This window comes from Crocosphaera chwakensis CCY0110, from assembly GCF_000169335.1.
Classification (GTDB): Bacteria; Cyanobacteriota; Cyanobacteriia; order Cyanobacteriales; family Microcystaceae; genus Crocosphaera; species Crocosphaera chwakensis.
Window position 1 is genome coordinate 1 of the sequence record NZ_AAXW01000097.1, and the last position, 12,137, is coordinate 12,137.

12 protein-coding genes are annotated in these 12,137 nt (G+C 35.0%); 8 read left to right on the forward strand and 4 right to left on the reverse strand.

What is annotated here, in order from left to right; translation table 11 throughout:
* Positions 1–45: 45 nt before the first annotated feature.
* Entirely contained in the window at positions 46–399 is a 354-nt protein-coding gene (locus CY0110_RS26350) for a hypothetical protein (protein ID WP_008278704.1), read from the forward strand.
* Positions 400–416: 17 nt separating this feature from the next.
* Here the strand turns inward: CY0110_RS26350 and CY0110_RS26355 are convergent, their stop codons facing one another.
* Complete coding sequence (locus CY0110_RS26355) at positions 417–1,523, reverse strand: pentapeptide repeat-containing protein (RefSeq protein ID WP_008278705.1); 1,107 nt, start codon at positions 1,521–1,523, stop codon at positions 417–419.
* Between the two features lie 62 nt (positions 1,524–1,585).
* On the opposite strand from CY0110_RS26355, the gene CY0110_RS26360 reads away from it, so the two are divergent.
* Positions 1,586–1,843 carry a hypothetical protein gene (locus CY0110_RS26360; protein ID WP_008278706.1) on the forward strand — a complete coding sequence of 86 codons (258 nt, stop codon included), beginning with the start codon at positions 1,586–1,588 and terminating at the stop codon, positions 1,841–1,843.
* A gap of 30 nt (positions 1,844–1,873) precedes the next feature.
* Here CY0110_RS26360 and nagA read toward each other — a convergent pair whose 3' ends face one another.
* Complete coding sequence (gene nagA, locus CY0110_RS26365; protein ID WP_008278707.1) at positions 1,874–3,034, reverse strand: N-acetylglucosamine-6-phosphate deacetylase; 1,161 nt, start codon at positions 3,032–3,034, stop codon at positions 1,874–1,876.
* 170 nt (positions 3,035–3,204) lie between these two features.
* Between nagA and purE the strand changes: the two genes are divergently transcribed.
* Entirely contained in the window at positions 3,205–3,738 is a 534-nt protein-coding gene (gene purE, locus CY0110_RS26370) for a 5-(carboxyamino)imidazole ribonucleotide mutase (RefSeq protein ID WP_008278708.1), read from the forward strand.
* 163 nt (positions 3,739–3,901) lie between these two features.
* A complete protein-coding gene (locus tag CY0110_RS26375) occupies positions 3,902–4,600 on the forward strand; it encodes a sugar transferase (RefSeq protein WP_008278709.1) in 699 nt (232 codons plus the stop codon).
* 301 nt (positions 4,601–4,901) lie between these two features.
* Here the strand turns inward: CY0110_RS26375 and trxA are convergent, their stop codons facing one another.
* Complete coding sequence (gene trxA, locus CY0110_RS26380) at positions 4,902–5,225, reverse strand: thioredoxin (protein ID WP_008278710.1); 324 nt, start codon at positions 5,223–5,225, stop codon at positions 4,902–4,904.
* Positions 5,226–5,674: 449 nt separating this feature from the next.
* On the opposite strand from trxA, the gene pcrA reads away from it, so the two are divergent.
* The 4 genes from pcrA to CY0110_RS26400 all read left to right on the forward strand — a co-directional run bounded on the left by pcrA (position 5,675) and on the right by CY0110_RS26400 (position 11,061).
* A complete protein-coding gene (gene pcrA / locus CY0110_RS26385; protein WP_008278711.1) occupies positions 5,675–7,993 on the forward strand; it encodes a DNA helicase PcrA in 2,319 nt (772 codons plus the stop codon).
* Positions 7,994–8,093: 100 nt separating this feature from the next.
* Entirely contained in the window at positions 8,094–8,582 is a 489-nt protein-coding gene (locus CY0110_RS26390; protein WP_008278712.1) for an acyl-CoA thioesterase, read from the forward strand.
* Positions 8,583–8,599: 17 nt separating this feature from the next.
* A complete protein-coding gene (locus tag CY0110_RS26395; RefSeq protein ID WP_008278713.1) occupies positions 8,600–9,826 on the forward strand; it encodes a glycosyltransferase family 4 protein in 1,227 nt (408 codons plus the stop codon).
* Positions 9,827–9,849: 23 nt separating this feature from the next.
* On the forward strand, positions 9,850–11,061 hold the full coding sequence (locus tag CY0110_RS26400) for a glycosyltransferase family 4 protein (protein WP_008278714.1): 1,212 nt from the start codon (positions 9,850–9,852) through the stop codon (positions 11,059–11,061).
* A 144-nt stretch (positions 11,062–11,205) separates the two neighbouring features.
* Here the strand turns inward: CY0110_RS26400 and CY0110_RS26405 are convergent.
* Positions 11,206–12,137: ShlB/FhaC/HecB family hemolysin secretion/activation protein (locus tag CY0110_RS26405; RefSeq protein ID WP_008278715.1), on the reverse strand; the 932-nt coding region annotated here is incomplete at its 5' end.

The window sequence follows — 12,137 nt, forward strand, 5'->3', positions numbered from 1 at the left end:
AGTATCTTAAACAAAACTAACGAAGTGAACAATTAGAGGTAAATTATGTTCGGAAGACAACCAAAAGAAGAAAATATAGAGGTTCCTGATGTTATGTTTCCTTCAGAATCTGAACAAGAAGAAGCTACCGAAAATTACACAGAATTAAGTAAAATTAATAATATAGAAGACTCATCAATTGATGAAGAAAATCCTGAAGTTGTTACTATTGTTGAGAAAATTAGTGGTATTGTTTCTCCTTATTTTATTGTAGTGGTAGGACTTATTTTATCCGATGACAACTTTTTCTTGGGACTCCTCTTAATTGCGGTAGGAATACTTTCTTTGTTGAAGATTTCTTTAACGGATATTGTGGGATTATTTATAGAAATTAAAGAAGGATTGACTTCAGATGATTAATGAGTATTTCTTCCTTTTCATCCTTCAGGAAAAATCGCCCCTCTTTCTAATAGATTACTTTTGATTTCTGGGGTCATTCCCTCATTATTGCCAAACTTAGACCCTTTGACTGAAGCACCACTTAGATTGGTCTGACTTAAGTTAACTTCTTGCAAATTAGCTCCTCTTAAATCAGCCCCGATTAAATTAGCTAATGCCAAACTACTGCGGTAAAAATCTGCTTTTTGTAAGTTAGCATTACCTAGGTAAGCTCCACTAAGATCAGCCCCACTAAACCTAGTATAACTTAATATAGCCTCACTTAAATCAGCGTCAGTTAAATTGGCTCCCCGAAAATTACTTTGAGTTAAATTTGCCCCATTTAACTCAACTCCACTTAATTCCGTTCCCAAAAAGTTGCCTCCTGCTAAGTCAATTTGAGAATCTAATTGGGCAATTTCAGTTAATTCTAAGAAATTGTTGGTTTTCGCATTATAAATCTTATTGATTAATTGATGTAAATTAGCAAGATGTTGCGGTTCAATATTAGTGGTAGGACTATCTATTTTTTCTCCTTCGCCTGATATATTGCATCTTAATCGAATCATAGAAATTTTAGGAGAAAGCCGTTCTTTCCATAAAAATTGTGCAAGTTTTCTTTCTAAAATACTATGTTTATTGGGATGGATATCATGTCGCCATAAACCAGTTACATCAGTGATAGAAATGTCTGCTAAATTCACTGTATAAGAAACAGTAACCTCTACAGATTCATTAGTAGGTTGAATAGTAGCTAAGGCAGATGAATGCTCAATTTTAAGGGTAGATTGTCCTGTTTGAGCCATTAAATGCCATACTACACTATTATCACAAAATTCTATTAACTTAAAAGGAGCATTCCCATTTAATTGAGGTTCAATAATTTTCCCTTGTTGTACTTTTAAATTGAGCTTACCCCCTTTGATGCCAAACTTAATTTGACCATCGAGTAAAGATTTTTCTTGTTCATTGAAGCGAACATTTAAGTCTAGAATAAAGTCACCCTGAGACGTTGCTGATGATTTCGGGGTTACTTGAAGAAAAACGCACTTCGGATAAGGATTATAAGCTGTGTGGAGGTGGAGAGATGGGTAGGATTCCGGCATGGTTAAATAATAATCACTTCCTATTTAAAATCATATCATTAAAAGTAATAAACTATAAAAAAATGGTTATTAAATTAGACTCTGACTTTGAAATTCTTCGTTTTAGTGATTCAATCTACGAAAAAATAACAGTTGAAATTCAATATAAAGGAGAACAAATAGCACAAATTAATCAAGATAAAGGTCATCATAATTTTGAAATAGAATTTTTTGTAGATTATATAGAGCCGAATTTTATTCCAAAATTCAGATTGAGTGATTTTATCATAGCATTAAATAAAGCTCAAGAAATTTTACTTGAAGATAATCATATAGATTGATATTTTGAACAATAAGTAATTATTAATTATTCACAGTCTTTTCCAATTAACTTGATTGTTATCTTTATCCCAATGCCACCGTAATAAATTAGCAGGTTGACCTGAAGAAATTACTGGTAAGCCGATAGCTTTTCTAGGGGATTCTGTAGCTAATGCAATTGCATTTCCTATGGGACATAATTGCCATTCAACTAAATTTTTAACCCCTGTTAATAATGGTAATGTTGTTCCTGCTAAAGTGCCGTTAGCCAGTCTTGCCGTTCCTTTTTTTACTTCAATTTGTCGAGCATCCCAAGGGTAAACCCCGTCCCCTAAACCAATAGGTGCTAAAGCATCACTGACTAAGAAAACACCTCTTTCATAAAGACTGCCTCTAAGTAATAATTCAATCATGGTTGGACAAACATGATTACCATCAGCAATTAAGCCACAATAAACATTAGGATTAATCATTGCTTCCCCTAATAAACCAGGTTGACGATGATGTAAGGGAGGCATCGCATTAAAGGCATGAGTGACCATTGAAGCTCCCATTTCAAAGGCTTTCTTGGCTTGTTTGGCATTGGCTTGGGAATGACCTAAACTAGCAACAATTCCTCTAGAAGATAGATAAGTAATTACTTCATCAGTTATGTCTAATTCAGGAGCTAAAGTAATGATTTTAACAATAGATTCATAACTTCCTAATAGCCATTCTATAGCTTCAACAGAAGGTGTTAAAAGATATTGACCAGGATGCGCGCCTTTTTTTTCCTGGTTTAAAAAAGGTCCTTCCAAATGGACTCCTAGAACTTTTGCTGTTGCAATATTTTCTTCTTTTTGTATCTTGATAAACTGATCAAAAATAGAGAGTGATCGCTGTATATTTTCTACTGATGTTGTTACTAAGGTAGGTAAAAATCCATCAATCCCTTCTTGCCACAAAAATTCACAAATTTGGTGTAATTTAGATAAATGTTTTTCCTGAATTTCTGGAAAAGCTAATCCTAAGCCTCCGTTAATTTGTAAATCAACTCCCCCTAGGGAAATCCAATCCCCCTGAACATCATAAACTTCTTTTCCTTTTTTAGTAGAATCAATTACACTTATTGATCGGATATCTTCGATGATTCCTTGCTCATTAATCAAGATTTTTTGTTGTTCTTGATATCCATATAATTTAGCGTTAGTAATGGTAATATTTTTTAACATTTTTGACTGAAAAGAAAACTATTTTTTTGACACCTGATTACAATTAAGAAAAAGCATTAATAATAATGAAAATAGTGACTCTGAAACTTGAAAGTAAAGATTTCCATTATGAAATAATTTCTAGTCAAATGATATCATAAAATGGTCGTTTATCCTATCATTTAACCTTCATGACTTCTTCTTCTCCTGTCATCGGTATTATCATGGGTAGTGATTCAGACTTGCCCACTATGGAAAAAGCGATCGCTGTTTGTGAGAGCTTTGAAATAGGATGGGAAGTGGCTATTGTTTCAGCCCATCGCACTCCTGAAAAGATGGTCAACTACGCCAAAACTGCTCATGAACGAGGTTTAAAGGTGATTATTGCCGGCGCAGGGGGAGCAGCCCATCTTCCTGGAATGGTTGCTTCTTTGACTCCTTTACCAGTCATTGGGGTTCCCGTTTCGACTCGTCACTTACAAGGCTTAGACTCTTTGTATTCTATTGTACAGATGCCTAGGGGGATTCCTGTGGCTACGGTGGCTATTGGTAATGCTCAAAATGCAGGACTATTAGCCGTTCAAATTTTAGCGTCCCATGATGCTACCTTACTTAAGAAAATACAGGACTATCGACAAGAATTAAAACAAATGGTGTTAAATAAACAAGAAAATTTGGGAAAACTCGGTTATGAAGCTTATTTGCAGCACATCAAAGACGAATAATAATTAATAATTATCTAATGAACATTGCTGATACTCTATCTTATTTGAGTTTCATTTTTAGTTATTTTCACGAACCTTTTTAGTAATTTTTAATGCTCGGATGTTAATTAGTTAAGGATACTTAGGGAAAACTAAAGGTAAGAGTAATTAGGGTTCAACCATTGTGAGTAGCACTTTTAAAAGCCTTAGCCTTATCCCCCAAGGATTTCAAGATTCTGTATACTGTGATTTTCCTCTTAATAGGAGTCGTATTGCTCATAGTTCCGTTTATAGTAAAACCAAACGTTTAATTGATATTATAGGTGCAATTATAGGATTATTACTTACGGGTATTGTGGCAATTCCTATTTTTATTGCCATTCAATGGGACAATCCCGGTTCTATTTTATATAGTCAAATGCGTTGTGGTCTAAATGGAAAATTATTTCGTCTTTGGAAGTTTCGTTCTATGATTATTAATGCAGAAAACCAAAAACATCTTGTTAAAAATGAGGCTAAAGGTCATTTTTTTAAAAGTCATAAAGATCCGAGAATTACTAATATTGGTTACTTTCTCCGTCGTAGTAGTTTAGATGAATTTCCCCAATTTTGGAACGTTTTAAAAGGAGAGATGAGTTTAGTAGGAACCCGTCCGCCTACCCCCGACGAAGTCAAAAAATATAGTGCTTATCATTGGCAAAGACTAGCGATTAAACCAGGGTTAACAGGGGAATGGCAAGTTAATGGACGTTCTACTATTACTGATTTTGAAGAAGTTGTTAAACTGGATATTAGTTATCAAGAAAAATGGTCAATTTTATATGATTTACAACTTATATTTAAAACTATTGTTGTTGTTTTTACTTGTCGGGGCGCGTATTAATTGAAATCCTGCACCTTGTTTAAAGTTGGTTGCTTAAGTAAGGCAAAAGTCAAAGGAGAATCAAAAATAAAATTAATAACCTTTAATCTGTAGGGAGAATTTAGGGACTTTCCCTGCATTTAGTTACCTAAAACTATCATCAAAATCTGCTGAAGATTCTTCTTAAGACCTAAAAATAACCGCAGGTCTTTTTTTACCAGAATGTTGATTAGTCATTCATATTTGTTAATCTAGAAATTAAAAAAGAGGTAAACCCAAAATAGCTTACCTCTTCCAATGTAGTCTTGATTTTTATCAAAACTTAAAGATATTTTTCCAGTGTAGAAGCAAGGGTTGTTTTAGGAACAGCCCCAACCACCATATCCACTCGTTGACCTCCCTTAAAAATCATTAGAGTCGGGATGCTACGAATGCCATATTGACTAGCAGTGTTAGGATTTTCATCCGTATTAAGCTTAACAACCTTAATCTGACCTGCGTATTGTTCGGCTATTTCGTCCACAACGGGAGCGACCATACGACAAGGACCGCACCAAGGCGCCCAAAAATCAACAAGAACGGGAACCTCGCTCTCTAAAACATCTGCTTTAAAACTACTATCTGTAACTTGAGCTGCAGCTGACATATTATGAATTCCTTTGATTGCTCATGTTTATCTAGAATACTCTAGAATTCTACCATACTAAAAACTCTCTAGATTTTTACAAGTATTGAGGTGGGTTGAGGTTCTGTTCCATAAGAAACCGCCCGAACAAATGCCGGGCGGAGTGTGGTGTGAGGAGTGAACGGAAACATTTGTCTCCGCTTTCTTTATTGTAAGGGAGAATTTGCATTTTGATTCACTAAATTTGCCAAGATAAGAAATTTTTTTTTTGCTTAATGTGTTAGGCTGAGTAGTTATACTTGATATCTGCTCTCATGGGGCGTTTTTCAAGATCCTGCTTATATTAAGCCAAAGACTAGAATAAATAAGGCTAAACTGGCTCTCTAGTTCGTGTTAGATAATGTCATTTATGGGATGGTAGAGGATAAAATCAATATAGTTCAGGTATGTCACCCTTATTGTAAAGTTTTATGACGGCTTCTGTTAACTTTCTCTCTCAACTTAATCCCTCACAACGTCTTGCTGTTGAACATTTCTGTGGTCCTCTTTTAGTGGTTGCGGGGGCTGGTTCGGGGAAAACTCGCGCTCTCACCTATAGAATTGCACACCTGATTACCCATTATCAAGTTGATCCTGAGTCTATTCTAGCGGTCACTTTTACCAATAAGGCAGCCCGAGAGATGAAAGATAGACTTGAGCGGTTATTTGCTCAAGAAATGGCTTTAAAGCAACATAGTCAACCATTTAATTCTCTCTCAGAATATGAACAAAAACGGTTACTTTCCCAAGTTTACAAGAAGACGACTAAAAAGTTATGGATTGGAACGTTTCACAGTTTATGTGCTAGAATTCTTCGCTACGATATCAATAAATATCAAGATGAAAGAAAGCGGACATGGGAGCGTAATTTTTCCATCTTCGATGAATCTGATGTGCAAAGTTTAGTTAAAAATATTGTTCTCAAACAGTTTAATTTAGATGATAAAAAATTCAATCCTCGTAATGTTCGTTATACCATTAGTAATGCTAAAAATTTAGGGTTATCCCCTGAAGCTTATTTAAAAGAAAATTCCTATGCAAAAGGTCGTATTATTGCCGAAGTTTATGAGGAATATCAAAATCAATTAGCTGCTAATAATGCCCTGGATTTTGATGACTTGATTTTAATTCCTGTTCGTTTATTTCAGCAAAATGAGTCAATATTGGGTTATTGGCATTCTCAATTTAAACATATTTTAGTAGATGAATATCAAGATACTAACCAAATTCAATATCAATTAATTCAATTATTAACCACTAATGCAGAACCGCAGAAAAGTGAATGGAATTGGCAAAACCGCTCTATTTTTGTGGTAGGAGATGCAGATCAATCTATTTATAGTTTTCGCATGGCAGATTTTACAATTTTACTCAATTTTCAATCAGACTTTGGGGATGGTTTGCCAGATGAAGATACAAGAACAATGGTCAAATTAGAAGAAAATTATCGCTCAACCGAAACTATTTTACAAGCAGCTAATAAACTGATTGAAAATAATAGCCAACGCATCGATAAAATTTTGCGTCCCACTAGAGGAGAAGGGGAAGAAATTTACTGTTATAAAGCAGAAGATGAACGCATTGAGTCTGATTTTGTGATTAGTAAAATTCAAGAATTAGTGGAAACTAACCCTGAATTAAATTGGGGAGACTTTGCCCTATTGTATCGGGTTAATGCTCAATCTCGACCCTTTGAAGATAACTTAATTCGTAATAATATTCCTTATACAATTGTGGGAGGATTTAAGTTTTATGACCGTCAAGAAATCAAAGATTCTCTTGCCTATTTACGCTTAATTGTTAATCCGTTTGATACGGTTAGTTTACTGAGGGTCATTAATTCTCCCCGTCGAGGAATTGGTAAAACATCCGTTGATTCTCTACTGAAAGCAGCCCAAGAACTAGAAATTCCTTTATGGGAAATTATTAGTGATGAAACATCTGTTAAAACCTTAGCAGGAAGGGCAGCAAAATCGGTTAATCAATTCGCTACAATGATTAAAAAATTACAAGAACAATTGAAAGACTTTTCAGCCACTGAACTCTTTGATCAAGTGATGGAAGGATCAGGATATGTGGATGATCTTAAACAAAAAGGAACTGAAGAAGCCGACAATAGACTAGAAAATATTTATGAATTGTATAGTGCGATCGCTCAATATCAAGAAGATAGTGAAGATACCAGTTTACAAGGTTATTTAACCAATGCTTCTCTCGCCTCGGATTTAGATAACCTGGATGAAGGACAAGAAAAAGTATCGTTAATGACCTTACACTCTGCCAAAGGCTTAGAATTTCCTATTGTCTTCTTAGTGGGATTAGAACAAGGAACCTTACCTCATATTCGCAGTTTAAATGATCCTTTATCATTAGAAGAAGAACGAAGATTATGTTATGTGGGAATTACCCGCGCCCAAGAACAACTATTTATTACCCACGCCAGAGAACGTTATGTTTGGGGTTCAAAAGAAATGAAAACCTCCTCACAATTCTTACAAGAAATTCCCCAAGACTTAATTAATAGTAATATTCGCCCAACTATCAAAAAAATTTACAAGAAAAAACCAGCTTCAAGTCAAAATAATACAAAATGGTCAGTAGGCGATCGCGTGATTCATCATAGTTTTGGAGAAGGAGAAATTACCCACGTCTTAGGGTCAGGAAAAAAGACCAATTTAGCCATTAAATTTGCAGGACTCGGTCGTAAAATTGTCGATCCCAGAACCAACTCTATTACTAAAATTGAATAACATTAGCTCCTAGAATACAGTGAACAGTGAGCAATAAATTTAACAATAACTGATAAACTGATGAACAAGTGATTTCCTTATTATTGAAGAGTTTACTACCTTGTCTTCTTTACAAGAGTCTAACCAACTACCCCCAACCACGGCTATTACCCCTAAAACCCCCCTCAAAGCAACCACAGAAAAGTGGTTTGAGTATTCTGTCAGAGTACAACCTCATCACACCGACTATGCAGGGGTCGTATGGCATGGTACTTACATAACTTGGATGGAAACTGCTAGAGTTGAATGTCTACGTTCAATGGGCATGGATTTTGCCGAATTAGTAAAGTTAGGATGTGATCTTCCTGTAGTTGAACTATCCCTACGGTATCATCGGGTATTGCAGCTAGGAGAAATAGCGATCGTCAAAACTCGTATGACAGAAATGACCGGGGTTCGGATGTACTGGGATTATCGCATTGAATCAGGCGATCGCCAACAAGTCCATGTCACCGGAAAAATAACCTTAGTGGCCGCTGATCGCGAAAAAGGAAAAATTATGCGTCAACTTCCCCCTGCCGTTAAAGATATACTGGTCAAGTTACTATAAATCTCAAGCTTCCCTCAATGACCATTAAAAGCTTATTTATTACCAAAGAAGTCCCCATTCCCATCAAAGGGGGAGTTTCCTTACGAAACTGGCAAAATATGAATGTGATGATGAAATTTGGACCAGTGGCGGTTTTTTCTGCAGCCAACTGGACTCCTAACTACCATACTTTGCCAGGGGTTGAGGTTTGGAAACATTATAATGTTGACGACACGAGAACAAAATGGGAAGAGTTAGAACGGCGTTTATGGTGGTTACGGCCTATCGGAGATCCGGACGCAGACTGGCCTTATTGTCGGTTTACCGCCCAAAAATTAGCCGAACTTATGACAGAATTTAAACCCGATCTAGTCATCCTTGAACAAGTTTGGTTATACCGTTATTTATCCGTGGTGAAACAGTTTCCCTGTCGCATTATTTTTGATAATCATAACATTGAAGCCCATCTAGCAGCCCAACCAGATCGATCACAAGAAAGTATTAGAAGTCGACTAAAAGCTACAATTCAAACCTCCCATTTAAGGGGAATGGAAAAAAAGTTAACTCATCAAGTAGATCAAGTTTGGCTGTGTAGTGAAGATGATGTGCAACTCTGTCAACAAATGTATGGCAAACAAACGCCTCTTTATGTTATTCCCAATGGAGTTAATATTGATAACTATGCAAAAGCATTTAACAACCAATACGCACCAGTAGAACAAGTAAACAATAAAGAACATACTATCTTGTTTTTAGGTCAACTCTCCTATTATCCTAATAAAATTGCTGCTGAATTATTAATTGACGAAATTTATCCTAAAATCAAACAAAATTATCCCGACTGTCAATTATTATTAGTGGGTCGAACCCCCACACAAAAAATGTTAGCCGTAGCCGAAAAAGATCCTGATATTATTGTTACTGGAAGCGTCCGAGAAGTACAACCCTATGTTGCTGCTGCTAGTATGATGGTTGTTCCCTTATTACACGGAGGTGGAACCCGTTTAAAATTATTAGAAGCATTCGCTTCCGGTTGCCCTGTCGTTAGTACCACAAAAGGGGCAGAAGGGTTGGGGGCAATTGATGGAAAACACTTATTAATTAGAAATACAATTGAGGAAATAATTGAAGGCATCGAAAAACTTTGGTCAGAACCTTCTTTAAGGTTAGAATTACGAAATAATGCCTATGAATTAGTCAAACAAAAATACTCTTGGGAAGCGACTTATCAAGGAGTTCAAATAGCGATTAACAATCTTTCATAATTATATTATTAGTTAATAATCTAATGATTAAATCTCAAATTAAAACTCTATTTTTAACTCGATATCTTCCTTATCCTCCCTTGGGAGGGGCTGCTTTAAGGAATTGGCAAAATATTAATATAATGAAAGAGTACGGGCCAGTATCAATTGTGTCCATTTGTTCAGATAAAGCTGATGACGTAGAATTACCAGGTATTAAACGTTGGGAGCATTTTGTTGTTAATAAATCTATTAACTTTTGGGAAAACTACAGATGTAAATTATGGCCGATTCGTAGATTTGGTTATCCAGATGTTGATAAACTTTATCGGAAAAATATACTTAACCAACTTAAAAATAGTTTAAATAAATTTCAGCCTGATATTGTTATTATTGAAGAATTATGGACATTTAATTATTTAAGAATAATTCAGCAATTTCCTTGCAAAGTGATTTTAGATGATCATAATATAGAAGCAGATTTACTCGAACAAAATCACGGTAAATTGAAACTAAAACTTCCGAGACTCAAAGCAATTGAAAAAAAGTTTATTCAGCAAGCTGATCAAGTTTGGGTTTGTAGTGAAGATGATAAAAAGTTATTAAATAAATTATATGGAAATAGCACTGATGTTTACTCAATTCCTAATACAATTAATATTAATGATTATAATAAGATTTATCAAGGAAAAGAAGTTTATCCCAGTCATTTAAACCCCACAAATCATAATATTCTATTTTTAGGACAATATAATTATCCCCCCAATGCGATCGCAGCTAAAATATTAATCGAGAAGATTTATCCTCAAGTCAAACAGCAATATCCTGATACTAAACTATTATTAGTAGGGCGTAATTCTAATAGTCAAATGCGCCAAGCGTCTCAACAAGATCCCGATATCATTGTAACTGGAAGTGTTCCTGATGTTCGTCCTTATTTAGCAGCAGCAAGTGTCATGGTTGTTCCCTTACAAACAGGAGGTGGAACTCGTTTAAAAATATTAGAAGCATTAGCATCCGGTTGTCCTGTTATTAGTACCTCTAAAGGCGCAGAAGGGATTAAAATTCAAGATAGAGTGCATCTTCTCATCAAAGAAACCCCTGAAGATATTATTAAAGGAATAGTTGAAATTTGGACAAATTCGTCTTTTAAAATTTCTTTAAAAGAGAAAGGTTGTCAATTAGTTAAATCTCAATATTCTTGGGAAGCGATTACACCTAACATAGAAAAAGTAATCGTTAAATTACTTAATTAGTTAGTATATTTATTATAGTTTAATAATTTCATAATTGTGTTTAATCGGTTTTTGTACAGTAACTAAAGTGATATTTATCAACACGGCAGAGTTATGGATCAAGTCACACCTCGTTTCATAGTAACTTTACTTTTCTCATAACACTTAGGGAGAATAATTAATTTGAAAGTATAAGCCTTTTTCTTGAAGATTATTACTAAAATGAGGTAAAGCAATTAAAGGAATGCCATAATCTAAACGTAGGGTTAATCCTTCAATAGTAGCAGCATCATTCCAAATTAATCCTAATCCCGTTCCCATGATAAACTTTTTATTTTGCGAAGTATCATTATCTGTTGCAAACCATACTGCTCCCATATCCAGAAACGGAGCAATTTGCAAACTCGATTGATTAACATTATTATCCATAATTGTAATTCTATTTTCTACAGATAATCTAAAACCATTATCTCCAAATCTAATATTTTGCCGATACCCTCTAACAGATTCTGCTCCTCCTATAATAAACCATTGATCTGGTAATAATGAGTCTGAAGTCAATTGTAATTCTCCTCGAATAATCATGAAGTGATTATCATCCCATCGCTGTACTCTTTGTCCTTGAAATAACCAACTAAAAAAGCGACTATCAGGGGTCGAACCTGAGCGAATGGTAGCATCAAATAAGTCAATCCCCCAATTAAATTGAGATCGTAAAAACCAAAATCCTTGTTGATCTCGACTTAAATACTCTTGTCCAAATTGTAAGATCGTTGAGCGATTTTTAGCATTTTCAATAGGTGCAACTTCTCCATTAATTAAAGTTTGTCCATTTTGATAACGAAATGTCACAGATAAAGCAAATTCATCAGATAAATTACGCCATAAAGGTTGACGAAAACCAATTTCATAAATTTGTTTATTGCCTGTAATATTAAAGTCATCTAAAGGCTCTTGTGTAATTCTTGTCCAAGTCGGAATGACTCGAATTTGTAGGGTTCCTTCTTGAGGATTTAAAGGGAGTTGATAGATAGCATCAAGGGTGTTTCCTCCATCAGTGGTTGAGCGATAATAAGACAATGAAATATTATCACCCC